The sequence below is a fragment of the Variovorax sp. DAIF25 genome (assembly GCF_050711835.1).
Lineage (GTDB): Bacteria > Pseudomonadota > Gammaproteobacteria > Burkholderiales > Burkholderiaceae_C > Variovorax.
This window is the reverse complement of record NZ_CP136637.1, coordinates 1,009,691-1,033,530: the sequence shown is the minus strand read 5'-3', so window position 1 is coordinate 1,033,530 and position 23,840 is coordinate 1,009,691. Positions and strand designations below refer to the sequence as shown.

The following is a 23,840-nucleotide window of genomic DNA, read 5'->3' as shown; positions in this document are numbered from 1 at the left end:
TCGACGCAGACTAAGGTGGCCGCCGGTGGCGGGCCAACGAAGGCTTTCAGGGATGCTTAGCCGTCGTTCGCATAAGCGCGGATCAGGCCGCGGGCGCCGTGCGATCGGCGATGGCCTCGAAGAAGGAGGCGATGAGCCGGCTGTCGCGCCGCTCTCGCAGGCAGCACACGTGGATGTGGGTCGAGACCACGTCGCCCTCGATGCGCACCGGCCGCAGGCGCGGGTCGGGCACGTACTCGGATTCCGAGACCGTGCCGATGCCCAGCCCGCGCGCGACGGCCTCGCGCAGCGCCTCGCGGCTGCCGATCTCCATCGCGACCTGCACCGCGATGCCCTGCCTGGCGAGCGCGTCCTCGAGCGCCTTGCGCGTGGTCGAGCCCGGCTCGCGCATCAGGAGCGGCTGGCCCGAGAGTTCGCGCAGCGCGATCGCCTCGCGCTTGGCGAACGGATGGCCGACATGGACGAAGGCGATCACCGGGTAGCGCGCATAGAGCTGCATGTGATAGCGCTCGTCGGGAAAGCGGCTCGCCACCACGCCCACGTCGCTCACGTAGCGGTCGAGCGCGTCGAGCACCACCTCGGAGTTGCCCAGCGTGACCGAGATCTTGATGCGCGGATGCACCGCGTGATAGGCCTCGATCATCTCGGTGACGTGGTACGGGCCGACCGCGCCGACCTTCAGCGAGCCGTGGCGCAGCTTGCCGCTGTCGTCGAGCAGCGAGCTCATGTCGCCCTCGAGCGCGATCATGCGCCGCGCCAGCGGCAGCATCTCGAGGCCGAGCGCGGACAGCTCGACGCGGCGCCCGCGCCGATGGAACAGCTCGGCGCCGTACTCGCGCTCCATCATCTGGATCTGCGAGTTGAGCGTGCTGTGGCTCATGCCCAACGTGCGTGCCGCGGCCGTGAATCCGCCGTCGTGGGCAACCGCGACGAAGGCGCGGATCTGGTTGAGCGTCACTGCGGGTCTCCGGGATCGGTGGGTCGTTGCGAAACGCACCATGATGCCGGCCGATCGTGATGGCCTCGTGTAAGCGTGCCGCCGCGCTGGGCGGCGGTACCCTGCACTACGAGGCGGCGACGCCCATCGCCGGATCGCTGGTGCCGTCCCGGCCGGTCTCGAGCCGGCCGGCGAAGCGCCGCTCGAAGCCATCGCCCATGGTCAGCGTGAAGTCGTACCAGCTGTGGGTGTCGGCGAGGCTCCACGAGGGCTCGAGCTGCATGCCCGGCGACACGGTGTAGGTCCACGGGCCGTCGCCGCGGTAGGCGTTGGCGCGCACCGTCACCGCGGCCGGGGCCACGCCCATGTTCATGATGGTGAGGCGGACCGCGTTGCGCTCGGGGTCGTAGCACACGCGCACCTCGGGGTTGGCGGCGCCGGCCAGCGCGCCGAGCTGGCCCTTGAAGCGCCGGTGATAGCCGTTCGGCCCCAGCACCCAGAGGCTGTAGCGGCCCGCGTCGTCGGTGCTGGCCTGCCAGGCGTCCGAGATCATCTTGCCGGCCTCGACGGTGTAGCGCCGCGGATAGCGCGTGAGGTTGAGTTCGTCGTAGACGTGGAACACCGCGCCCTGCGTGCCCGTGTTGCTGAAGCTGAGCCACACGCGGCGACCCGCCAGGTCGACGTTGGCGCTGGTGTGCAGGCGGTAGGGCAACGCGCGCGAGGGGCGCAGCGCCAGCGCCTGCGAGGGCAGCGGCACCGAGCCCGCGGCGGGCACGGGCACGCCCGGCGATGCCACCTGTTGCGAGTAGGTGGCATCGGCCTGCGCGCGCGTGGGCGCGGGCACCAGCGCGGGCCGGGCGCCGTTGGGGTTGCGGAAGTCGAAGCAGGACATCAGGTCGCCGAACACCGCGCGCCGCCACGGGCTGATGTTGGTCTCGCGCACGCCGAAGCGCTGTTCGAGGAAGCGCAGCGTCGAGGTGTGGTCGAAGGCCTGCGAGTTGACCCAGCCACCCACGCTCCACGGCGAGATCACGAGCATCGGCAGCCGCGAGCTGGCGCCGAAGGGGCGACCATCGGGCGTGCGCTGGCTCGAGTCGCCGGCCGGCGCCGGCATCGTGTAGTACTCGTTCGCGATGTCCACCGTCGACTTGCCCTCGTGGCTGCCGTCGGCGTTGCGCCACGGCGGCGCCGGCGGCGGCACGTGGTCGAAGAAGCAGTCGTTCTCGTCGAAGTTGATGATCAGCACCGTCTTGCTCCAGACCTCCGGGTTGGCGGTCAGCATGTCGAGCAAGGTCTGGATGTACCAGGCACCCTGCTGCGGCACCGACATGCTCGGATGCTCGCTGTAGGCGCCGGGCGCGACGATCCAGCTCACCTGCGGCAGCGTGCCCGCGGCGATGTCGTCGGCCACGGCCTGCAGGAAGCCGCCGTCGGGCATGGTGTTGCCGAAGCCCTTGTAGAGCGGCGACAGCGCCTCCATCGCCGGGCCGTAGGCCGCGTTGGGCGAACCCTGCGCGCGCAGCTGCTCGTCGACCGCGCGGTAGGACGCGAAGGCGACCAGCTGGTTGTTGTTGCTGTTGTTGCCGGGGCGCGTGTAGACCTTCCAATTGACCCCGGCCGCCTGCAGGCGCTCGGGGTAGGTGGTCCAGTTCAGGCCGTCGCCCGAGGGGCCGAGGCCGCCCCAGTTGGCGTTGGTGACGCAGGCGCGGCCGACGACGTTGGCGCCGTTGGTGCCGCTCCACAGGAACATGCGGTTGGTGAAGGTGCCGGTGTGGATCGACGTGTGGTACGCGTCGCAGACCGTGAAGGCATCGGCCAGCGCCCAGTGGAACGGCAGGTCGGACTGGCGCAGGTGGCCCATCGAGATCTTGGTGTTCTTGGCCTTCGGCCAGGCCGCCATGCGCCCGCCGTCCCAGGCCGCCTGCTGGTCGCCCCAGTCGTGCGCGCCGCCCACGCGCAGCGCGTTGCCCTTGGTGGCGTCGAGGTAGAAGGGCTGCACCGTGTCGGACGCGCCCTGCTGCAGCCACACCGGCTGGCCCGAGGCCATCGGGATCGTGAAGCGGTCGCTGAAGCCGCGCACGCCGGGCATGGTGCCGAAGTAGTGGTCGAAGGAGCGGTTCTCCTGCATCAGGATGATGACGTGCTCGACGTCGTTGAGCGTGCCCGTCGCGTTGTGGGCGGGGATGGCCAGCGCGCGCTGGATGGCGGGCGGGAAGGGCCCGAGGGCGGCGCTGGCCGCGGCGGCGCGCAGCAGGGCGCGGCGGTTGAAGGTGGTCATGGTGATCGGCGGTGAAGGTGGCTGGCCGGACGCGTGCGCTCAGGGCGCGCAGTCGAGCCTGGAATTCCGGACGGGGACGTCGGCGCCGGATTCGGGGCCGTTGCCGGGCGCCGAGACGATCGGCACCTGGGGCGCGGCGGCGCCATCGCCGCTCGCATTGGCCGCGGGCAGCGCGGCGAACGGGGCGCCCGATCCGCCGCCACCGCCGCAAGCGGCCAGCAGCGTGGCCGCGGCGCAGGCCAGCGCGAGCGCCTTCGCGGCGGCGCGCCATCCGGGGAAGAACATGGATGTCATCGCGCTTCCCTTCAGTTGGCCGACAGCGTCGACAGCGGCTTGTTCGACAGGAAGATCGACTGCAGCTCGGCATCGGTCAGCACGCGGTTCCACATCGCGAGGTCGCCGAAATGCTCCTGGTAGGTCGGCGCGGTCGCGCACTTGCCCGCGACATACGGCGGCGTGACGGAGCCATTGCACTTGTTCATCAGGAAGGTGCCGGTGCCGTCGTCGCCGATGCCCCAGTGCGGGTACGGCGAGAGCTTCGAGAGGTCCACGGCGCCGGTCGACTTGCCCACCGCCACGCGGTTGGTGGTGCTGGTCACCGGATCGAACACCGTCATGTTCATCGTCTTGGCCACGCCGTCGATCGAGAACGCGATGTAGACCCAGCGATCGATGGCGATCTGCGTGTAGGGGCTGGTCGGCCCGTCCGCGCGCACGCCGCCGCCCGAGCCGATATTGAAGGCCACGCCGCACTGGTCGCCCGAACTCGCGAACAGGCCGAGCGCGACGCCCGCGTTGCCGCCGCTGACATAGCTCTTGTTGGAGAGGATGGTCACGTTGTTCTTCGAGACGCAGGCCGGCGTCTTGAACCACAGGCCGATGGTGAACTGCGGTGCCGTGCCCTTGGCGATGTCGAAGCCCTCGGCCGGCGTGAGCCGGTAGCCCTCGATGCCGGCGGTGGTGACGTAGTTGGTGTCGATCAGCAGGCCGTGCGTGCCCGGGAACGGACCCGGAACGACCAGGCCTGCCGCCGCGGGCAGGTCGCTCGCGGCCGGGCCCATGGTGCTGTGGCCCATGGCGTCGATCGGCGGCAGCGTGGCGCTGAACGGGTAGTAGGAGACCAGGCCGTTCTTCAGCGTCGGTGCCAGCGGCACCGGCGGCACGTACGACACGCGCGGCGAGAGCACGGCCCGCGTGGCCGCGTCGTCGCCGTCGCCGGCCTGCACCGTGTAGTCGAACTGGTAGCTGCCCTTGGCCGTCAGCACCTGCGCGAGCTGGCTGTCGGTGAAGGTGGTGGTGCCGGCCGGCAGCTTCGAGGCGATGGGCTGGCCATCGCGCAGCACCGTGATCGCGCCGACCGAAGGCGCCACCCAGTCGAGCTTCACGCTCACGGTGGCGGAGTTGTTGTCGAGCACCGTGGCCGTGAGCCGCGACACGGGCTGTGCGCCGGTGAGCCGGCCGCCGTCCATCGGGGACGCCTTCGCATCCGGCAGCGCCTTCAGGTGGCCGAGCACGGTCGGTGCCACGTCGGCGATGCTGGCATAGCCATAGAGCTCGGCCAGCGTCTGCGGCAGCGCCGCGCCGATGCCCTGTGCCGCGATGTTGGCGGGCTGGTTCAGGCCGATGAAGGTGCTCGACTCGGGCACCAGCGGCAAGCCGTCGTCCTGGCTGTTGGCGCTGAGGCCGTGGTTGCCGGTCACCACGACCAGCCAGCGTTCGTTGGCGCGCTTCGCGGTGGCCGCGAGCAGCGTGCCGACCGCCTTGTCGAGCGTGGCCAGCGTGCCCGCGTACTGGGGGGAGGCGAGCCCGAAGTCGAGCGCCGCGTCCTTGCTCGCGCGGTACTGCGCGAGCACGGTGGCGTGGTTGCCGCCGATGAGTTGCGTGGCCTGCGTGGTCACGCAGTCGGTGGCGGTCGCGTCCTTCGAGCAGTCGGCGAGCGCATCGAGCGTGCCGCTGTCGTGGTCGGAGGCCAGCAACTGGGCCAGCCCGGCCGAGGCCACGGCGGCGCCGTTGCTCGCGCCGTTCTTCGCCTTGGCCAGCTGGAACACGGTGGCGCCGCGGATCGCCTGCTTCGGCGCTTCCGACATCACCTGGTGGCGCGCGGCCCAGGTGCCGGTCAGCAGCGTGGCCCAGCCGGGCGTGTCGAGCGTGGGCTGCTGGCTCGGCGTGCCGGCCATGCCGCCGCTGTAGGCCAGCCGCGGCTCGAGCTGCGCGAGGTTGGGCAGCGTGCCGGCGGCGATGCCGCTGCGCACCGCGCCGTAGGTGGCGCCATCGAGGTCGATGACCAGCGCGCGGTTCGCGACCGGCGTCGAGGGGCCCTCGGGCGTGTCGTTACCGCCTTGCGCGGGCGGCAGGAAGGGCAGCGAGGCGCCGCCGCCGCTGCCGCCGCCGCAGCCCGCGAGCGCGGCGACGAGCATGGCGGCGAGCGCGAAGGCGCGCGTCGCTGCGGCCCCGCGGCGGCGCGTGGATTCAGTGAAGCGGCGCGCCGGCGTGGCGCGGTCCGCGGGGGCGTGGGGTCTGCATTGCTCGACTGGCATGTCTATCGGCCTCTGGTGGTGGAGTGGCCGAATTACAGAAGAGCGGGGTGACGTGCCAGAGACGAAAGCCCATGAGTATTTCGTTCGTCCTGTCGGTTTTTTCGTCAGGTCGATCGGTGCGAGCGCGGCTCACGATGCCTCTTCGAACTCCCCCTTGCGCAGCTTCAGCGCCACGTCGAAGAAGGACGCGAGCACGCGGCTGTCGCGCCGCACCTGCAGGCAGTAGAGGTAGGTCTGCGTCACCGCGGGATCGCCCTCGATGCGCACGGTGCGCAGGCGCGCGTCGGGAATGAACTCGGCCTCGGAGACCGCGCCGATGCCGATGCCGCGCGCGGCCGCTTCGCGGATCGCCTCGCGGCTGCCGATCTCCATCGCGAGCTTGGGCCGAACGCCGGCGCGCGCGAAGGCCTCGTCGAGCGCGCGCCGCGTGCTGGAGCCGCTCTCGCGCTGCAGCATGGGCTGGCCGTGCAGTTCCTCGAGCCGGATCTCGCCGCGCCTGGCGAACGGATGGTCGCGGTGCACGAACAGGATCAGCGCATGGCGCGCATACGGCGTCGCGCTGAAGCCCGGCGCCTCGTGGAAGCGCGCGAGCACGCCGATGTCGACCGCGTATTCCTCGAGGTCCTTGAACACCGACGACGAATTGCCCATGCGGATCGAGACGTCGAGCCGCGGATAGCGCCGGCGGTAGGCGTCGACCATCTCGATCACGTGGAAGGGGCCGACCGCGCCGAGCTTGAGCTCGCCCGACTGCAGGTCGCCGCTGTCGTGCAGCAGGTTGTACGAATCGAGCTCGAGCGCCGCGATCTGGCGCGCGATGGGCAGCAGGCGCTCGCCGACGCTGGTGAGCTCGATGCGGTGGCCCTGGCGGTGGAACAGCATCACCTTGTGCTGGCGCTCCAGCGCCTGGACCTGGGTGGTCAGCGTGGGCTGGCTCAGGCCCACGGCGCGCGCGGCGGCGCTGAAGCTGCCGTGCTGGGCGACGGCGAGGAAGGCGCGGAGTTTGGCGGCGGACATCCATAGATTGTTTGAATGGAATCGTGACAAATCCGTGATCGATCTGATATGCGCCTGTCACATGGCGTTCTTAGCCTTGGGGTAGTCGCAGGCCGATGCCTGCCGTTCCGGTCCCCATTTCGTCCTCTTTCATCCCCAGACACCACCATGAACACCCTTCTTCGCCTGCGTCGCAGCCTGATCGCCCTGGCCCTCTCCGCGGTCGCCGCCCTGCCGGCCCTGGCCGCGCAACCCCTCACCATCGGGCTGATCCCGGCCGAGGACTCGCAGGCCATGATCGAGAGCAGCCGCCAGGTGCTCGACAGCCTGCAGCAGCAGCTCGGCATGCCCGTCAAGCCCTTCGTGGCGACCGACTACAACGGCGTGATCGAGGCGCTGCGTTCCAAGAAGCTCGACGTGGCCTACCTCGGCCCGTTCTCGTACGTGCTCGCGAACCAGGTCGCGGACGTGGAAGCCTTCGCGGTGGCCGTGACGAAGAAGACCGGCCAGAGCTCCTACAAGAGCGTGATCATCGCGCGCAAGGAAAGCGGCATCGCCAAGACCGCCGACCTCAAGGGCCGCAGCTTCGCCTTCGTCGACCCGACCTCGGCCTCGGGCCACCTGTTCCCCAAGTCGGGCCTGCTGCAGGCCGGCTACGACCCCGAGACCTTCTTCGGCCGCGTGATCTTCTCGGGCTCGCACGACGCCAGCATCCTGGCCGTGGCCAACAAGAAGGTCGACGCCGCCGCCGTGGCCGACCGCATCCTCGCGAGCGCCATCGCCAAGGGCCAGGTCAAGCAGGACGAGCTCGAGATCGTCTGGTCGTCGAACCCGATCCCCGAGTCGCCGATGGTCTGGCGCAAGGACCTCGATCCGGCGCTGAAGGCGAAGATCGCGAAGGCACTGGCCAACGTGAAGGACCTGCCCTGGGGCGACCAGGGCGTGCTCAACGGTTTCCAGCCCACCACCGACGCGGCCTACAACGTGGTGCGCGACACCGCCAAGGTGCTCAAGCTCGACCTGCGGAGCATGAAGTGATCCGCATCCGGCAACTCACCAAGCGCTATGGCGACAACGCCGTGCTGCGCGGTGTGGACCTCGATGCCGCAGCGGGCGAGTTCGTGGTGGTGCTCGGCGAATCGGGCGCCGGCAAGTCGACCCTGCTGCGCTGCGTGAACCGGCTGGCGCTGGCCGATGGCGGCGAGCTCAGGGTCGACGGCATGGATGCCGTGAACTGCGCCGACACGCGCGCGCTGCGCCAGCGCGTGGCCATGATCTTCCAGCACCACAACGTGGTGCCGCGGCTCAGCGCGCTGAAGAATGTGCTCACGGGCCGGCTCGGCGCGGTGTCGACCCTGGCCTCGGTGCTGCACTTCTTCAGCCGCGCCGACATCGCGCTGGCGCACGAATGCCTGGGCCGCGTGGGCCTCGCGCACAAGGCCCATGCGCGCACCGATTCGCTCTCGGGCGGCCAGATGCAGCGCGTGGGCATCGCGCGCGCGCTCGCGCAGCAGCCGCGGCTGATCCTGGCCGACGAGCCGGTCGCGAGCCTCGACCCGCAGACCTCGCGCAAGGTGTTGCAGTACCTGCGCGATGCCTCGCGCGACCTCGGCATCACCGTGCTGTGCAACCTGCACCAGGTCGACTACGCGCGCGAGTTCGCCGACCGCATCGTCGGCCTCTCGCAGGGCCGCGTCGTGTTCGACGGCGCGCCGCAGGCCATGGGCCCTGACGACATCGACCGCATCTACGTGCCGCAACCCGCGGCCGACCGCAAGGAGCCCGCCGCCCCGGCGGCCGTGCCGCTGCCGCTGCTGGCGCGCACCGAAGGACACGCATGAACACCCCCTCGACCCGATACGCCTGGACCGGCCCGCTGCCCGAGAGCCGCCGCGGCTGGTTCAACCTGCTGATCGGCCTGTGCGCGGTCGGCTGGGCATTGCAGTGGAGCGCCGGCGGCGCGCAATTGAGCTGGTCCGAACTGGCGGCGGGCCTGCCGCAGATCCTCGATTTCCTGGGCCGCACCATGCCGCCCGACACCAACATCCTGAGCCGCCTGGTCGCGCCCGCGCTCGAGACCATCCAGATCGCCGTCTGGGGCACGCTGCTGGCGGTGCTGCCCGCGATTCCGCTGTCCTTCCTGGCGGCGCGTAACCTGCAGAGCCGGCGCTGGGTCTACCAGTGCACGCGCCAGGCCCTGAACGTGGTGCGCAGCATCAACGAGCTGATCCTCGCGCTGGTGTTCGTGTCGGCCGTGGGGCTCGGCCCGTTCCCCGGCGTGCTGGCGCTCGCGCTGCATGGCGCGGGCATGCTCGGCAAGTTCTTCGCCGATGCCATCGAGGAGATCGACCAGGGCCCGCTCGAGGCCCTGCGCGCCACCGGCGCGCGGCCGCTGCAGGTCATCGTGTTCGGCGTGCTGCCGCAGGTCGTCACGGCCTGGATCGCCGTGGTGCTGTACCGCTTCGAGGTGAACCTGCGCTCGGCCACCGTGCTGGGCATGGTGGGTGCGGGCGGGCTGGGCTTCGAGCTGGTGAGCAGCCTCAAGCTGTTCCGCTACCAGGAGACCGCCACCTGCATCATCGTGATCACCGTGATGGTGATCGTGGCCGACCTGCTCTCGAGCCAATTGCGCCACCGCATCCAGCACAGCGGCCGGCACTGAAGGCCGCGCGGATCTTTTCTCTCTCGCGCGCCCGGCCGCATGACGCGGCCGTGGCGCCAGCTTTCCCGAACCCATCATGTGGACCTATTACAACCCCGTCGACGTGCATGCCGGCTGCGGCTCGCTCGATGCGCTGCCCGGGCTGCTCGGCGCACGCCGCGCGATCCTGATCGCCTTCCCCGAGGCGGTCGGCCTCGGCCTCGTCGATCGCATCCGCGGCCTGCTGGGCGAACGCCTCGCGGCCGTCGAGACCGAGGTGCTGCCGAACCCCGACGTGGCCTGGCTGGCGCCGATGTACGAACGGTTGTGGCGCGAGCATGCCGAGGTCGACTGCGTCATCGCACTCGGCGGCGGCAGCGTGATCGACTGCGCGAAGGTGATGCTCACGCGCCCCGCAGGCGGCCGCTTCGACGAACTGCTCGCACTGCTCGAAGGCGCGGACAGCGCGCCGGCCGCGGCGCGGCGGCACCGGCAACTGCTGGCCATTCCCACGACCGCGGGCACCGGCAGCGAGGTCACGCCCTGGGCCACCGTGTGGGACCAGGCGCGCGCGCGCAAGCTGTCGCTGCAACTGCCGTGGACCTGGCCCGAGGCCGCCATCGTCGATGCCGACCTGATGCTGAGCCTGCCGCATGCGGCCACCCTGGCCAGCGGCCTCGATGCGCTGTCGCATGCGCTCGAGTCGCTGTGGAACGTGCACCGCAACCCGGTGTCGGCAAGCCTGGCCGTGAGCGCGGCCCGCAGCATCGTCGCCACGCTGCCCGAGCTGCTGGCGCGGCCCGACCGGCCCGAGCTGCGCGAGCGCCTGGCCACCGCGGCGCTGCAGGCCGGCCTGGCGTTCTCCAACACGCGCACCGCGCTCGCGCATTCGCTGTCCTACGACATCACGCTGCGGCAAGGCGTGCCGCACGGCATCGCGTGTTCGTTCAGCCTGCCGCGCATCATGCAGCTCGCGGCCGGGCGCGATCCGGCGCTCGATGCGTTGCTGCTGTCGGTGTTCGATGCGCATGACATCGAGCAGGCCGTCGCGTCGCTGAGCGCCTTTCTCGAGGGGCTGGGCGTGAGCGTCGATCCGCTGAGCTATGGGATTCCCGAGGCGGACTGGAGCGAACGCATCCTGCAGGCGCTGGCCGGCGCGCGCGGGCGCAACTTCATCGCCGCCGACGCCGGCTGATCAGGACGCGCAGGCGGTGTTGGCTGCCGTGCGCGGGTACTCCATCTCCTGCATCACCCAGTCGCGCAGCGCGTTGCCGTAGCGGCCCGCGATCTCGCACAGCGTGCGGTCGAGCTGCTGCACGGGCTTGAGCGCGGCTACCAGCGGCAGCGGCCGTGCTTCGCGCGTGGCGGGGCCGGCCACCAGCACGAGACCGCTGCGCAGCTTCACCGGGCCCGAGGCCGAGACCGCCTCGACATCGACATGCCCCGTGCGCGTCCACGCATCGGTGGCCAGCGCGAGCGCGATGTCGTCGGCACCGTTGCGTACCTCGAGCTGCCGACGCTCGCCGCGCCAGAACGCGGCCTTGTTGAACAGGTACTCGGCGCCGCGCCCGGTCGTGAGGCCGAAGGGCGCGCTCGCATGCGCCGGGCCCCAGCCGTCCACGCCGAGCTCGGCCGCCATCGCCGCGGCCTTCGCGGGCCCGCCGATCGCCTCGACCAGCGCCAGCGTCGCGGGCACCGAGGCCGTGATGCCGGTGGTCGTCGCCACGTCGCGGTCGACCAGGTAGCGCCGGTCGGGCACATGGGTGGCGCCGGGTTGCTTGCGCAGCGTGCCGCGGTCGTACCAGTGGCCGGCAAAGCGCCGGCCGTCGAGCAGGCCGGCCTGCGCGAGCACGAGCGCGCCCGAGCACACGCCGATCACGCGCGCGCCCCGGCTGGCCTGCTGTTGCAGCCAGGCCCTCACCGCGGGCGCATCGGCCGGCTCCATCGCGGGCACGATCACGTAGTCGGCGCCCGCGGGATGGGCGCGGTCGAAGATGGCGAAGTCCTGCGCCCCCTCGACCTGCAGCGCCGGGAACAGCGTGACCCGGCCCGCGCGCGGCGCCACGATCCGCACTTCGGCCACGTCGGCGCGCTGCAGCACCGCGTGCGGCAGCAGCAGGTCGGTGAGCTCTGTGCCTTCGTTGAGCGCCAGCATCGCGACCACCGGCCGGCCGGGCCGGCGCGGCTTCATGGCCTCGACGAAGGCCTGCCGGTCGCGCGCGAGCGCCGCCTCGTCGTGCGCCGCGGGCGGCACCGCCGCATCGCGCGTGCCCGTGCCGCATCCCGCCAACCCGATCGTCGCCATACTCGCGCACAGCAGCGCACGCAGCCCGTTCCACATGGAGAATCCCCTTCATGACCTCGATGCACCGAGCTTAGGAATGCCGACCCCCACCCACAAGGACGAAGAAGCCGCGGTTCCTGCCAGCACCGTCGTGCTGGTCGCGTTCGACGGCGTCGAGGCCATCGACGTCGCGGGCCCCGCCAGCGTGTTCAGCAAGGCCGAGCAATTGCGACCCGGCAGCTACGAAGTGCTGATCGCCTCGCCGGGCGGCGGCACCGTGTCGACCAACAGCGGCCTGCAACTGGGCGACACCCGCAGCCTCGACGCGCTGCCCGCCACCATCGACACCCTGATCGTGGCCGGCGGCGACGAGCCCGCCGTGCGCCACGCCATCCTCGAGCAGCGCATCGGCGACTGGATCGCCCAGGCCGCGCCGCGCGTGCGCCGCGTCGCGAGCGTGTGCAGTGGCGCCTTTGCGCTCGCCGCGGCCGGCCTGCTCGACGGGCGCGAGGCCACCACCCACTGGCGCGTGTGCGAGATGCTGCAGGAACTGCGGCCGCAGGTGCGCGTGCGGCAGCAGCGCATCTACGTGCGCGACGGCAAGGTCTGGACTTCAGCGGGCGTGGTCACCGGCATCGAACTCGCGCTCGCGCTGGTCGAGGACGACCTGGGCCACGAGGTCTCGATGGACATCGCGCGCACCCTGGCGCTGCCGATGCTGCGCGGCGGCGAGCAGCCGCAGCTCACCCCCGCGCTGCAGGCGCAGGCCAGCGCGAGCCATCGGCTGCGCGAACTGGTCGCATGGATCGGCACCCATCCGCAGGAAGAGCTCGGCGTCGAGGTGCTGGCCGAACGCGTGGGCATGAGCCCGCGCAACTTCGCGCGCGCCTTCGCGGCGGAGACCGGGTGCACACCGGCGCGCTTCGTCGAGCGCACGCGCGTGGCGGCGGCGGCGCAGTTGCTGCGGCAGACCGGGTGGACGCAGGAACGGATCGCGAGCCGCAGCGGGTTCCGGTCGGTGGATGCGCTGCAGCGGGCGTTCGTGCGGCTGCATGGGGTGACGCCGGGGGGGTGGAGGGAGGCGAGTTAGGCGGGACCCCGCTTCCGGCAGGAAAGCTATTTGCGAGGCTGCAGGAAGGCGTCGTAAGCAGAGGCCGTGAAGCCGGTGAGACCTCGGCCATTCACGAACAGTTGGGGCACGCCATTGTTGCCACCCAGTTGCGCATAGGCCAGCTTGCCTTCGTTGGTGTCGATGTCCACTTCACGATGACCGATGCCCTTGGCCGCCAGGTAGGCCTTCGCCTGCCGACAGAAGCCGCACCACTTGGCCGAGAACAGCACCGTGTCGCGAGGGGGCGGTGCCGATGCCCGGCTGTCCGCGGATTGGCGCAACTGCTCGATGTAAGCGAGGGTCTCCGCGGACAGGGGGCTGGCCGGCAGGTTCTTGAACGTCAGCGTCTTGGATTCGCGTGCCTGTGGCGGCGGGACGTCGCTGTAGATCGTTCGGCCGTCGGGGCCGATGGATTTGTAGAGCGTGGTCGTCGTGGCTGTCGGACCGTCGGCGGCGGATGCCGCGCTCGCAAGCAGAACCACGAAAATGGGGAGCAACCGCATGGGGCGTACCTGTTGTCTGGTCGAGGCCAAGCAGGGCGATGTTACAGGGCCCTCGTGGTATCCGAACAAGCCGTACACCATCGCATGGAGGACCGCGGGCAATGAGTCGATCGAACGAGACGGGCCGAACCCAGGACGAGATTTCCGCAGGCGTCACTGCGCCTGGCGGTGGTCATGCGGTGCTGATCGCGGGCGCGGGCCCGACCGGCATGATGCTCGCGGGCGAGCTGGCGCTGGCCGGCGTTGATGTCGCGATCCTCGAGCGGCGCTCGAACCAGGAGATCGAGGGATCGCGCGCCGGCGGCCTGCATGCGCGCACTCTCGAGATCTTCGACCAGCGCGGCATCGTCGACCGATTCCTGGCCGAAGGCCAGACCGCCCAGGTGGCCGCGTTTGGCCTCAACCGGCTCGACATCAGCGACTTTCCGACACGGCACAACCACGGCTTGGCGCTGTGGCAGAAGCACATCGAGCGCATTCTTGCGGGCTGGATTGCCGAACTGGGGGTGACCACGTATCGGGAGCGCGAGGTGGTCGGCTTTGATCAGGACGAGGCCGGTGTCGACGTCCATCTGCGCGAAGGCCGGGCGCTGCGCGCGCAATACCTGGTCGGTTGCGATGGCGGGCGCAGCGCGATCCGGAAAGCGGCGGGGATCGAGTTTCCGGGGTGGGACCCGACCGTGAGCCATATCCTCGCCGAGGCCGAGATCGCCGACGAACCCACCTGGGGCATGCGTCACGACGCGATCGGCATCCATGGCCTCAGCCGGATGGACGACGGGAAGACCGTGCGGATCATGGTGACGGAGCGCGAAGTGGGGCGCGCGGACCCGCCCACGCTGCGCGATCTGAGCGAATGCTTGATGGCGCACTACGGCACCGACTTCAGCGTCCACAGCCCGCTTCATATCTCGCGATTCACGGACATGGCCCGGCAGGCGGCCAGTTATCGCAAGGGGCGCGTGCTGTTGGCCGGAGATGCGGCGCATGTGCACTACCCGGCGGGCGGGCAGGGGCTCAATCTCGGCGTGCAGGATGCCTTCAACCTCGGGTGGAAGCTGGGGCAAGTCGTGAAGGGGATTTCGCCGGAGAGTCTTCTCGATACCTACCAGGCGGAGCGGCATCCGGTGGGGGCGCTGGTGCTGCGCAATTCGCTGGCGCAGGTTGCGCTGCGGCGGCAGGACGAACGCAGCAAGGCGTTGGCGGAGAGTGTGTCGGAACTGCTTCGGATGGAGGAGCCGCGCAAGCGCTTCGCGGGGATGATGTCGGGGCTGGATATTCGGTACGACCTGGGGGAGGGGCATCCTTTGGTGGGGAGGAGGATGCCGGATCTCGATGTCGTGACCGCAGAAGGTACGAGGCGCGTCTTCACGTTGATGCACTCGGCGGGGTCGCTGCTGCTGAATTTCGGGATGCCGGGTGGCTCCGATGCGGAACGCCTGGCCGACAAGGTCCAGGTGGTCGATGCCAGCTTCGATGGCACATGGGAGCTTCCGGTGATCGGCGAGGTCAGTGCGCCGGCGGCCGTGTGGGTCAGGCCCGACGGCTACGTGGCGTGGGTCGGAGAGTCATCGTGGGAGGGTCTTGAAGAAGCCCTGTCCACCTGGGTTGCAGCGCCATGCACGACGTGATGCCTCAGGAAACTACTTGCAGTCCCCACCCATCGACACAGTCCCATCCTTGCACTCAGTGAGCATCGGCTCCCCCACCGAAGCCGAGCCCGGTCCCGCCGCCACCGGCGCCGAACCCGCGCCAGTGCCGACGTCCCTTTCATAGACGATCTTCCTGCTGCCAAGCTCGCAGCTGCCCACCACCTGCCCGTTCGCCGACGCGTTGGCATCGACGACGGCCACGGTGAAGCGCGCCACGCCGGCGGCGGCGATCTTCGATTCGATGCGGGTGCGCAGGGCCTCGCAGTCCTCGGCCGCGTGCGCGCCGCCCGCCGCGCCGGCCAGGGCCAGCACGGCGGGGAGCATCGCGCGCCAGGAGGGCTTCACGGCTGCCACCCGCGCGATGCCGATCAGCCCTGGGCCGAGGCCAGCGCTGCGTTGAGCGTGGCGCTCGGGCGCATCACGGCTTCGAACTTCGCCTTGTCGGCCAGGTAGTAGCCGCCGATGTCCACGGCCTTGCCCTGCACGGCCGCGAGTTCGTCGACGATCTTCTGCTCGTTGGACGAGAGGGCCTCCGCCAGCTTCTTGAAGCGGCCCTGCAGTTCCGTGTCGTCGGTCTGCGCGGCGAGTTCCTGTGCCCAGTACATCGCCAGGTAGAACTGGCTGCCGCGGTTGTCGAGCTGGCCGGTCTTGGGCGAGGGGTTCTTGTTGTTGTCGAGCAGCTTGCCGGTGGCGGTGTCGAGCGTCTTGGCCAGGATGGCGGCCTGCTTGTTGCCGGTCTTCAGGCCCAGGTCTTCGAGGCTCACGGCCAGCGCGAGGAACTCGCCCAGCGAGTCCCAGCGCAGGTGGTTCTCTTCCACCAGCTGCTGCACGTGCTTGGGGGCCGAGCCGCCCGCGCCGGTCTCGTACAGGCCGCCGCCGGCCATCAGCGGCACGATCGACAGCATCTTGGCCGAGGTGCCCAGCTCCATGATGGGGAACAGGTCGGTCAGGTAGTCGCGCAGGATGTTGCCGGTGGCGCTGATGGTGTCCAGGCCGCGCACGACGCGTTCCAGCGTGTAGCGCATGGCGCGCACCTGGCTCATGATCTGGATGTCCAGGCCCGAGGTGTTGTGCTCGTGCAGGTACATCTTGACCTTGGTGATCAGCTGCGCTTCGTGCGGGCGGTAGGCGTCGAGCCAGAACACGACCGGCATGCCGGAGTTGCGCGCGCGGTTGACGGCCAGCTTGACCCAGTCGCGGATCGCGGCGTCCTTGACCTGGCACATGCGCCAGATGTCGCCCTGCTCGACGTCCTCGCTCATCAGCACTTCGCCGGTGTCCAGGTCGGTGATGTTGGCGACGCCGTCCTCGGGGATCTCGAAGGTCTTGTCGTGCGAACCGTATTCCTCGGCCTTCTGGGCCATCAGGCCGACGTTGGGCACGGTGCCCATGGTCTTGGGGTCGAAGGCGCCGTGCCACTTGCAGAAGTTGATGATCTCCTGGTAGATGCGGGCGAAGGTCGATTCGGGCATCACGGCCTTGACGTCCTTCAGGCGGCCGTCGGCGCCCCACATCTTGCCGCCGTTGCGGATCATCGCGGGCATGGAGGCGTCCACGATCACGTCGTTGGGCGAGTGGAAGTTGGTGATGCCCTTGGCCGAGTCGACCATGGCCAGCTCGGGGCGGTGCTCGTGGCAGGCGTGCAGGTCGCGCTTGATCTCGTCCTGGGTGCTCTGGGGCAGCGTGGCGATCTTGGTGTAGAGGTCGACCATGCCATTGTTGACGTTGATGCCCAGCTCGTCGAACAGCTTGCCGTGCTTCTCGAAGGCTTCCTTGTAGAAGATCTTCACGCAGTGGCCGAACACGATGGGGTGCGAGACCTTCATCATGGTGGCCTTGACGTGCAGCGAGAACATCACGCCGGTCTTGTGCGCGTCCTCGATCTCCTTCTCGTAGAAGGCCAGCAGCGCCTTCTTGCTCATGAACATGGAGTCGATGACCTCGCGGTCCAGCAGCGCGACCTTGGGCTTGAGCACGATGGTCTTGCCGCTCTTGGTGATGAGCTCCATCTTGACGTTGCGCGCGCGGTCCAGGGTCATGGACTTCTCGCCGTGGTAGAAGTCGCCGCCGTGCATGTGCGAGACGTGCGAGCGCGAGGCCTGGCTCCAGTCGGCCATGCTGTGCGGGTTCTTGCGGGCGTATTCCTTGACGGCCTTGGGCGCGCGGCGGTCGGAATTGCCTTCGCGCAGCACGGGGTTCACGGCGCTGCCGGTGCACTTGTTGTAGCGCGCGCGGATGTCCTTGTCCTCGTCCGTGGTCGGGTTTTCGGGGTAGTCGGGGATCTTGTAGCCCTTGCCCTGCAGTTCCTTGATGGCCGACTTGAGCTGGGACACCGAGGCGCTGATGTTGGGCAGCTTGATGATGTTGGCTTCGGGCTTGAGCGTGAGCTTGCCCAGCTCGGCGAGGTTGTCCGGCACTTTCTGGTCGTCGCTCAGCAGCTCGGGGAATTCGCCCAGGATGCGGGCCGCCACGGAGATGTCGCTGGTTTCGACGTTGATGCCGGCCGGGTTCGCGAAGGCGCGAATGATGGGCAGGAATGCGTAGGTCGCCAGCAGGGGCGCCTCGTCGGTCAGGGTGTAGATGATGGTAGGTTGCTTCGTGCTCATGCGCTTCTTCCGTAGATGCTGGGCTGTCGGGTCACTGGGATTTCCGGCCGTCGGGGGGCCCTTTTTCTGGCCGTAGACCCGGATTGTCGCGCGGACGGGACCCGGTTCCGCCGCGCGGGCTCCGAAACCCTGGCGTGGGGGTATGTCTCCAGGGGGCACCGACCGGCCGGATACGGTCTTTTCCGGGTATTTTCGCGCCAGGCCGGCGAAGGCGGCCGGCCCGGGCCCTGGGGCCCGAAAATACCCGGCTGCCTCAGGGCCATCCCTGTCCGCCACGGGCCATCCTGCATCGCACAATGGCGCATCCCCCCCGATGCCCCCATGAGCGCCACCACCGTTTCGCCCGTTCCACCCTTTGCGCCCGCCGACCCGCGGATCCGGGTCCTCGTCGCCGACGACCAGCCGCTGATCCGCCGCGGCATGGCCATGCTGCTGGACGCCGCATCCGACATCCAGGTCGTCGGCCAGGCCGCCGACGGCATGGAGGTGGTGGAACTCGCGCGGCGCCTGCTGCCCGACGTGGTGCTGATGGACCTGCGCATGCCGCGCCAGAGCGGCGTGCTGGCCACGCGCGAGATCACGGCCGCGCTGCCGCGCACCCGCGTGATGGTGCTGACCACCTTCGACCGCGACGACCTGGTGTTCGACGCGGTGCGCGCCGGCGCGCAGGCCTACCTGCTCAAGGATGCGTCGGAGGAAGAAGTGCTGGACACGGTGCGCGCCGTGCACCGCGGCGAGTCGCGCATGACGCCGCAGATCGCGCGCAAGGTGATGGACCAGTTCCGGCTGCTGGCCAACCACGTGGCGCAGGACGTGGCGGTGGAAGACCCGCCGGCCTGCGCCGAGCCCGCGTCGGCCGAGCCGCAGGAGGCGCCCGATCCGCTGACCGAGCGCGAGGCCGTGGTGCTCGACCTGATCGCCAAGGGGCAGAGCAACCGCCAGATCGCGGCGGCGCTGAACCTGGCCGAGGGCACGGTGAAGAACCACGCGAGCCGCATCATGCAAAAGCTTCACGCGAACACGCGCACCGAACTGGCGGTGCTCGTGCTCGCGCGAAGAAAACAGCCCTGAAGAAAAAAAGACGCCGGGTCGTGCCCGGCGTCGTTCATTCGCTCATTTGCTCGAGCGGGTCATTCGCTCAATCCGAAGCGTCCATGCTTGCCCGCGGGATTCGCGGACGAGGCTTCCACGTGCGCCTTGAGCATCGGCCGCAGCGCCACGATGGCCAGGAAGGCGGCGAACAGGTCCAGCCCCGCCACGGTGTAGAGCACGGTCGACCAGGTGCCGGTGGCTTCCATCATCAGGTTGCCGATGGGCACGAACAGCGCGCCGACGCCCTTGGCGCAGTACAGCACGCCGTAGATCTTGCCGATGTGCTTGGTGCCGAAGGCATCGCCGGCCAGCGCGGAGAACAGCGAATAGACCTCGCCCCAGGCCAGGAACACGACGCCCGACAGGATCAGGAAGGCCCACGGGTTGTGGCCGAAGTAGCCCAGCGCGATGATGCCGATGCCCTCGAGCGTGAAGGCGATCACCATGGTCTTCTCGCGGCCGATGTGGTCGGAGATCCAGCCGAACAGGGGGCGCGAGATGCCGTTCATCACGCGGTCGAGCATCAGCGCCAGCGGCAGCGCGGCCATGACGAAGAAGTACAGGTCGACCTTGAACTCCTTCACGCCCAGGTCCTGCGCGATCACGCCCAGTTGCGCCACGGCCATCATGCCGCCGGTGACCACGCACGAGAACATCAGCAGCATCAGCCAGAACAGGCGGGTGTTCAGCGCTTCCTTCAGCGTGTAGTCGCGGCGGCTCTGCGTGAGCTTGGCCGAGGCGCGGATCTCGTGCGCCTTCGGGGCCCGCAGGAACCACGCGGCCAGGAAGGCCAGCGAACCCTGCATCACGCCGAAGAAGAAGAAGGCTTCCTGGAAACCGGACGATTCGATCATCGCGGCGATCGGCAGGATGGTCGCAGCCGAGCCGGCGCCGTAGCCGCCGGCGGTCAGGCCCACGGCCAGGCCGCGGCGGTCGGGGAACCACTTGAGCGCGTTGTTGATGCAGGTGGCGTAGATCGATCCCACGCCGATGCCGCCGACGGCCGCGCCGATGTAGAAGCCCAGCAGCGTGGTCGCCTGCGAGTTGATGACCCAGGCCGCGCCGATGAACAGCGCGCCGAAGGCCACGATCAGCCGTGGCCCGAACTTGTCGATGAAGTAGCCCTCGATCGGCGCGAGCCAGGTCTGGACCAGCACGAAGATGGTGAAGGCGATCTGGATCGAGGCGCGCTCCCAGCCGAAGGACTTCTGGATTTCCGGCACGAACAGCGTCCACGCGTACTGGATGTTCGCGGTCGCGATCATGCAGACGATGCCGACGACCAGCTGCGTCCAGCGGCTGGCATACCAGCGTACCGGGACGCCGGCGGAGGCGCCGACGGCCGGCGAGAGGGATGTGGGGGTGCTCATTGTCGAATGTCTCCTTGGCAGGTCACGCCGATCGCGTCGCGGCGTTGTCGAACGGGGTGGATGTGGCGCATCTCTCGACACGCTGCGCGATGGACGCAACTGTCGTCTCGAAAATAACTGCTCGCGCCTGCCGGAAGTCACGCCGCGACCCGAGGAAAACCCCGAGATCTCAGGGTAAGTGCCCATACCGAAAGTCATGGGCTGACGCGCCCCGGGTCCTTTGCGACAATGCGCCGCCCATGACCGCGCGCCCCCCTCCCGCCCCGCCGGCTTCGACCTCTCGATGAGCCTGCTGCAGCGCATCGACCCGCGACGCAGCCTCGCCGCCGCGATCGGCTGGCTGATGATCGCGCTGGCCATCTGCCTGGCGCTGGCGGCCAACCTCTGGCTGCGCAGCTTCGTGCGCTCGACCCTGCTCGAGGTGCACTCCCAGCGGCTGGAGACGGCCGGCGAGCACGTCAGCGCCGAGCTCGACACCGCGATGCTGCTGCGCCTGCAGTCGGTGAGCGTGGTGGCCTCGATCCTGTCGCAGGACGTGCAGGGGGACGACGCCGCGTGGCGGCAGCGTTCGCTCGAGGCGGTGCACCGCGGCGTGCCGGACCTGATCTGGCTGGCGCTGACCGACGCGGACGGTTTCATCGTCGCGGCCACCGACCCGAAGGTGGTGGGCGAGAACGTCAACCAGCATGCGTGGATCTCGCAGGGGCTGGCCGATGCGTGGATCGAGGAGGGCCGCTCGCCGGGCGAGCATTTCCTCAAGCTCAGCGCGCCCGTGAGCAACGCCGACGGCGCCATCGTCGGCGTGGTGGCGGCGCAGCTCAGCTGGCAATGGGTGGACCACACGGTGTCCGGCATCAAGGCCTCGCCGGGCGAGTGGCTGCTGATCGACCGCGACGGCATGGTGCGCCACGGCCCGGCGGCCCTGCTCGGCACGCGCTGGCGCGAGAGGGGAGACCTGGCCGCGCCCTTCGACCCGACGGTCGCCGGGCTGGGCACCGATGGCGCCGACCTGCCGGCGCGCATCCGGGTGCGGCGGCTGGTCGACAACAAGCCCTTCCTGGTGGCGGCGCCGCGCACCGAGCGCGACGGCACCCTGCGGCGCCTGGGCTGGCGCGTGGTGGTGGTGGAGCCGGTGGCCTCGCTGGCCTCGTTCGCGACCGCCATCGAATGGCGCATCACGCTGGTGCTCAGCATGCTGGGCCTGTGCGCCGCGGTGGTCGGCGTGGCCATGACGCACCGCCTGACCCACCGCGTGAGCGTGATCGCGAGCTCGGCCGACGCGGTGCTCGCCGGCAGCGCCTCGCGCATCGAGGTGCCCGAGGGCGCCGACGAGGCCGCGCGCCTGGGCACGGCGCTCGACCGGCTGCTCGACACGCTGCAGCGCGAGCGCGACGAGCTGCGCCTGCTCAATGCCGAGCTCGACGAGCGCGTGCGCCAGCGCACGGTCGAGATCAGCCGGCTGGCGCAGGAGTCGCGCGAGTCCGCCGTGATGCGCGAGCGCCTGCGCATGGCGCGCGACCTGCACGACACGCTGGCGCATTCGATGATGGCCATGCTGACCGAGATCCGCGTGCTCAAGCACATCGCGACCACGCAGCCGCAGGAACTGCCCGACGAGCTGATGCGCGCCGAGCAGGCCGCGCGCGAGGGCCTGGACGAGGCGCGCCGTGCCATCGACCAGCTGCGCAGCAACCCGGTGCGCGACATCGGGCTGGGCGCGGCGCTGGTCGAGCTGGCCCGCGGCATGAACGAGCGCACGGGCATCGTGCTCGACTGCGAGCTCGCGCCCGACCTGCCGGCGCTGGTCGCCGAGCCGGCGGAAACCGTGTACCGCATGTGCGAGGAACTGCTGCGCAATGTCGAGCGGCATGCGGGCGCGCGGCACCTGGGCCTGCGCCTGCAGCCTGCCAACCCGGGCGTCCTGCAGCTCGAGATCGTGGACGACGGCGTGGGCTTCGACAGCCAGGCCATCGCGCCCGGGCACTATGGGCTGGTGGGATTGCGCGAGCAGGCCGAGGCCATGGGCGTGCGGCTGGCCATCGACAGCCGGCCCGGCCAGGGCACGCGCGTGACCCTGCGCTGGGCCGCGCCCGGCTACGCGCCGATCGTCTGAGCGCGGGCTTCGGCCGGCGGCGTCGCCGGGCGCGCCTGCGCCATCTGCCGCGCCGCGATGTAGCCGAAGGTCATGGCTGGCCCGATGCTGCTGCCGCCGCCCGGATAGCGCCCGCGCATGATCGAGTTCATGTCGAGCCCGGCCGCGTAGAGCCCCTCGATCGGCGTGCCTCGGGGCGTCAGCACCCGTGCCTCGGCATCGGTCTCGAGGCCGCCCACCGTGCTGAGATCGCCCGGGTGCAGCGCGAGCGCGTAGTAGGGCCCGTCGCCGATCGGCGCCACGCCCGGATTGGGCGCATGCGTCTGGTCGCCGCGAAAGCGCGAGTGCGCGTCGGCGCCCTTGCCGAACTCGGGGTCCTCGCCGCGCGCCGCGCCTTCGTTGAAACGCCGCACCGTGGCCTCGAGCTCGTGCGGATCGATGTGGAGGCGCCCGGCCAGCTGCGCCAGGGTCGGTGCCTCGATCAGGTACCCCGCCTCGATCAGCGCGCGTGCGCTGAAGGGCGCGGGCCGCGCGAGGCCCAGTCCGTAGCGGCGCAGGAAATCGCGGTTGGCGATCAGGTGCGCCGTGGTGATGCCCCGCCGGTGCATCGTGCCCACGAAGGTCTGGTACGACCCGCCTTCGTTGACGAAGCGCCGCCCGTCGGGCCCCACGGCGATGCAGCCGGGCATGGCACGGTCGATGAAGATGTGCGGGTACTTGACGATGCCGCCGTCGGGTTTGCGCAGCACCGACACCGGCGTCCAGATGCAGTCGCCTGCGTGGGCCGGGTCGTGCAGGCCGCCGACCGCAACGCCGAGGCGCACACCGTCGCCGACGTTGCCTTCGGGCTGCAGCGAATGGTGGTGCTCGGCGAACGGGATGTGCTTGCGGCGCATCGCCTCGCTCGCGCCATAGCCGCCGGTGGCCAGCAGCACGCCGCGCCGCGCGACCACCTGCAGGCGGCGGCCCTCGCGCTCGATCTCCACGCCGGTCACGTGGCCGTCCCGCATCGTGAGCTCGAGCGCGGGCGTGTTCTTCCACAGGGTCACGCCGGCCTGGATCGCCGAGTGGAACAGCCGCGCGGCCAGCGCGTTGCCGTTGACGATGCGCGTGCCGCGCCCGTAGCGCAGCCGGTCGGCGACGAAGCGCCGCATCACGCGCGCGGTGTGGCGAAAACCGGCCCAGGTCTTGAGCGCATGGCGCATCGGGTGGATGTCGGCGCCCTCGATCTGCATGCTGCCGAACAGCATGAGCTGCGGCAGCGGCATGCGCAGGTCGGCCAGGCGGTGGCCGAGCAGCCGGCCGTCGAAGGCCTGGGTCAGCAGCGAGCGGCTGCGCGCCGCGCCCGGCAGGTCCGATTCGTAGTCGGGCAGCGGAAAGGGCTTGAAGCGCACCTCGGAGTGCCGCTCCATGAAGGCCAGCATCTCGGGCGCGTGGTCGAGGTAGCTCGCGACGAGGTCGTCGCGGTAGGCCTCGCCGAGCACGGCGCGCAGGTAGGTCTCGGCGGCCGCGCGCGAATCGTCGAGGCCGATCTGCTTCATCACGTGGTTGCACGGAATCCAGGGCGCGCCGCCCGAGTAGGCGGTGGTGCCGCCGAACAGCGCGGTCTTCTCGACCACCAGCACCTCCAGGCCCAGTTGGCGCGCGGTGATGGCGGCGGTGAGCCCGGCCGCGCCGCTGCCGATGACGACCACGTCGGTTTCGATCATGGGGAACCTCTGGGAAATGATGGGATGGAAGG

At 70.0% G+C, this 23,840-nt stretch carries 19 protein-coding genes; 8 read left to right on the top strand and 11 right to left on the bottom strand.

The window, feature by feature from the left end; all coding sequences use genetic code 11:
• Window positions 1–82: 82 nt before the first annotated feature.
• From R0232_RS38980 to R0232_RS38960, 5 genes are all read right to left on the bottom strand, one after another.
• A complete protein-coding gene (locus R0232_RS38980; RefSeq protein ID WP_296799872.1) occupies window positions 83–958 on the bottom strand; it encodes a LysR substrate-binding domain-containing protein in 876 nt (291 codons plus the stop codon).
• Between the two features lie 106 nt (window positions 959–1,064).
• A complete protein-coding gene (locus R0232_RS38975; protein WP_431514493.1) occupies window positions 1,065–3,215 on the bottom strand; it encodes a phosphocholine-specific phospholipase C in 2,151 nt (716 codons plus the stop codon).
• Between the two features lie 39 nt (window positions 3,216–3,254).
• Window positions 3,255–3,509 carry a hypothetical protein gene (locus tag R0232_RS38970; protein ID WP_431514492.1) on the bottom strand — a complete coding sequence of 85 codons (255 nt, stop codon included), beginning with the start codon at window positions 3,507–3,509 and terminating at the stop codon, window positions 3,255–3,257.
• Between the two features lie 11 nt (window positions 3,510–3,520).
• Window positions 3,521–5,752: a hypothetical protein gene (locus tag R0232_RS38965; RefSeq protein ID WP_431514491.1), complete on the bottom strand. Its 2,232-nt coding sequence runs from the start codon at window positions 5,750–5,752 to the stop codon at window positions 3,521–3,523.
• 129 nt (window positions 5,753–5,881) lie between these two features.
• Window positions 5,882–6,769 (bottom strand): LysR substrate-binding domain-containing protein, encoded by an 888-nt coding sequence (locus R0232_RS38960; protein ID WP_431514490.1) that lies wholly within the window; start codon window positions 6,767–6,769, stop codon window positions 5,882–5,884.
• Window positions 6,770–6,916: 147 nt separating this feature from the next.
• Between R0232_RS38960 and phnD the strand changes: the two genes are divergently transcribed.
• The 4 genes from phnD (at window position 6,917) to psrA (ending at window position 10,584) form a co-directional block, all read left to right on the top strand.
• Window positions 6,917–7,786, top strand: coding sequence for a phosphonate ABC transporter substrate-binding protein (gene phnD / locus R0232_RS38955; RefSeq protein WP_431514489.1), 870 nt, complete (start codon window positions 6,917–6,919; stop codon window positions 7,784–7,786).
• On the top strand, window positions 7,783–8,589 hold the full coding sequence (gene phnC, locus R0232_RS38950) for a phosphonate ABC transporter ATP-binding protein (RefSeq protein WP_093346793.1): 807 nt from the start codon (window positions 7,783–7,785) through the stop codon (window positions 8,587–8,589). The genes phnD and phnC overlap by 4 nt, the downstream gene beginning before the upstream one ends.
• Window positions 8,586–9,410 (top strand): phosphonate ABC transporter, permease protein PhnE, encoded by an 825-nt coding sequence (gene phnE, locus R0232_RS38945; protein WP_431514488.1) that lies wholly within the window; start codon window positions 8,586–8,588, stop codon window positions 9,408–9,410. Before phnC ends, phnE begins: the two co-directional genes overlap by 4 nt.
• Before the next feature lie 76 nt (window positions 9,411–9,486).
• Window positions 9,487–10,584 (top strand): iron-containing alcohol dehydrogenase PsrA, encoded by a 1,098-nt coding sequence (psrA, locus tag R0232_RS38940; protein WP_431514487.1) that lies wholly within the window; start codon window positions 9,487–9,489, stop codon window positions 10,582–10,584.
• Here the strand turns inward: psrA and R0232_RS38935 are convergent, their stop codons facing one another.
• On the bottom strand, window positions 10,585–11,730 hold the full coding sequence (locus R0232_RS38935) for a DJ-1/PfpI family protein (protein ID WP_431514486.1): 1,146 nt from the start codon (window positions 11,728–11,730) through the stop codon (window positions 10,585–10,587).
• Between the two features lie 40 nt (window positions 11,731–11,770).
• Here R0232_RS38935 and R0232_RS38930 point away from each other — a divergent pair, with 40 nt between their 5' ends.
• The gene (locus R0232_RS38930; protein ID WP_431514485.1) at window positions 11,771–12,763 is read left to right on the top strand and encodes a GlxA family transcriptional regulator; all 993 of its coding nucleotides are present in this window, start codon (window positions 11,771–11,773) and stop codon (window positions 12,761–12,763) included.
• A gap of 26 nt (window positions 12,764–12,789) precedes the next feature.
• Here R0232_RS38930 and R0232_RS38925 read toward each other — a convergent pair whose 3' ends face one another.
• On the bottom strand, window positions 12,790–13,287 hold the full coding sequence (locus R0232_RS38925) for a glutaredoxin domain-containing protein (RefSeq protein WP_431514484.1): 498 nt from the start codon (window positions 13,285–13,287) through the stop codon (window positions 12,790–12,792).
• A 101-nt stretch (window positions 13,288–13,388) separates the two neighbouring features.
• On the opposite strand from R0232_RS38925, the gene R0232_RS38920 reads away from it, so the two are divergent.
• The gene (locus R0232_RS38920) at window positions 13,389–14,918 is read left to right on the top strand and encodes an FAD-dependent monooxygenase (protein ID WP_431514483.1); all 1,530 of its coding nucleotides are present in this window, start codon (window positions 13,389–13,391) and stop codon (window positions 14,916–14,918) included.
• Between the two features lie 12 nt (window positions 14,919–14,930).
• On the opposite strand, the gene R0232_RS38915 is transcribed toward R0232_RS38920, so the two are convergent.
• Both R0232_RS38915 and R0232_RS38910 read right to left on the bottom strand, forming a co-directional pair.
• Window positions 14,931–15,263: a DUF1161 domain-containing protein gene (locus R0232_RS38915; RefSeq protein ID WP_431514482.1), complete on the bottom strand. Its 333-nt coding sequence runs from the start codon at window positions 15,261–15,263 to the stop codon at window positions 14,931–14,933.
• 44 nt (window positions 15,264–15,307) lie between these two features.
• Entirely contained in the window at window positions 15,308–17,545 is a 2,238-nt protein-coding gene (locus R0232_RS38910) for an NADP-dependent isocitrate dehydrogenase (RefSeq protein WP_093346814.1), read from the bottom strand.
• Window positions 17,546–17,866: 321 nt separating this feature from the next.
• Here R0232_RS38910 and R0232_RS38905 point away from each other — a divergent pair, with 321 nt between their 5' ends.
• On the top strand, window positions 17,867–18,616 hold the full coding sequence (locus R0232_RS38905) for a response regulator (RefSeq protein ID WP_431514481.1): 750 nt from the start codon (window positions 17,867–17,869) through the stop codon (window positions 18,614–18,616).
• A gap of 59 nt (window positions 18,617–18,675) precedes the next feature.
• Here the strand turns inward: R0232_RS38905 and oxlT are convergent, their stop codons facing one another.
• Window positions 18,676–20,007, bottom strand: coding sequence for an oxalate/formate MFS antiporter (gene oxlT, locus R0232_RS38900; protein ID WP_431514480.1), 1,332 nt, complete (start codon window positions 20,005–20,007; stop codon window positions 18,676–18,678).
• A gap of 283 nt (window positions 20,008–20,290) precedes the next feature.
• Between oxlT and R0232_RS38895 the strand changes: the two genes are divergently transcribed.
• Entirely contained in the window at window positions 20,291–22,120 is a 1,830-nt protein-coding gene (locus R0232_RS38895; protein WP_431514479.1) for a histidine kinase, read from the top strand.
• Here R0232_RS38895 and R0232_RS38890 read toward each other — a convergent pair.
• Entirely contained in the window at window positions 22,102–23,808 is a 1,707-nt protein-coding gene (locus R0232_RS38890) for an FAD-dependent oxidoreductase (protein ID WP_431514478.1), read from the bottom strand. The two genes, R0232_RS38895 and R0232_RS38890, sit on opposite strands and share 19 nt — an antisense overlap.
• Between the last annotated feature and the right edge of the window lie 32 nt (window positions 23,809–23,840).

Coding starts and splice junctions, on each gene's coding strand:
- R0232_RS38975 (WP_431514493.1), bottom strand. CDS start 3,215: ATGACCACCTTCAACCGCCGCGCCCTGCTGCGCGCCGCCGCGGCCAGC.
- R0232_RS38970 (WP_431514492.1), bottom strand. CDS start 3,509: ATGACATCCATGTTCTTCCCCGGATGGCGCGCCGCCGCGAAGGCGCTC.
- R0232_RS38965 (WP_431514491.1), bottom strand. CDS start 5,752: ATGCCAGTCGAGCAATGCAGACCCCACGCCCCCGCGGACCGCGCCACG.
- R0232_RS38960 (WP_431514490.1), bottom strand. CDS start 6,769: ATGTCCGCCGCCAAACTCCGCGCCTTCCTCGCCGTCGCCCAGCACGGC.
- phnD (WP_431514489.1), top strand. CDS start 6,917: ATGAACACCCTTCTTCGCCTGCGTCGCAGCCTGATCGCCCTGGCCCTC.
- phnE (WP_431514488.1), top strand. CDS start 8,586: ATGAACACCCCCTCGACCCGATACGCCTGGACCGGCCCGCTGCCCGAG.
- psrA (WP_431514487.1), top strand. CDS start 9,487: ATGTGGACCTATTACAACCCCGTCGACGTGCATGCCGGCTGCGGCTCG.
- R0232_RS38935 (WP_431514486.1), bottom strand. CDS start 11,730: ATGTGGAACGGGCTGCGTGCGCTGCTGTGCGCGAGTATGGCGACGATC.
- R0232_RS38930 (WP_431514485.1), top strand. CDS start 11,771: ATGCCGACCCCCACCCACAAGGACGAAGAAGCCGCGGTTCCTGCCAGC.
- R0232_RS38925 (WP_431514484.1), bottom strand. CDS start 13,287: ATGCGGTTGCTCCCCATTTTCGTGGTTCTGCTTGCGAGCGCGGCATCC.
- R0232_RS38920 (WP_431514483.1), top strand. CDS start 13,389: ATGAGTCGATCGAACGAGACGGGCCGAACCCAGGACGAGATTTCCGCA.
- R0232_RS38915 (WP_431514482.1), bottom strand. CDS start 15,263: ATGCTCCCCGCCGTGCTGGCCCTGGCCGGCGCGGCGGGCGGCGCGCAC.
- R0232_RS38910 (WP_093346814.1), bottom strand. CDS start 17,545: ATGAGCACGAAGCAACCTACCATCATCTACACCCTGACCGACGAGGCG.
- R0232_RS38905 (WP_431514481.1), top strand. CDS start 17,867: ATGAGCGCCACCACCGTTTCGCCCGTTCCACCCTTTGCGCCCGCCGAC.
- oxlT (WP_431514480.1), bottom strand. CDS start 20,007: ATGAGCACCCCCACATCCCTCTCGCCGGCCGTCGGCGCCTCCGCCGGC.
- R0232_RS38895 (WP_431514479.1), top strand. CDS start 20,291: ATGAGCCTGCTGCAGCGCATCGACCCGCGACGCAGCCTCGCCGCCGCG.
- R0232_RS38890 (WP_431514478.1), bottom strand. CDS start 23,808: ATGATCGAAACCGACGTGGTCGTCATCGGCAGCGGCGCGGCCGGGCTC.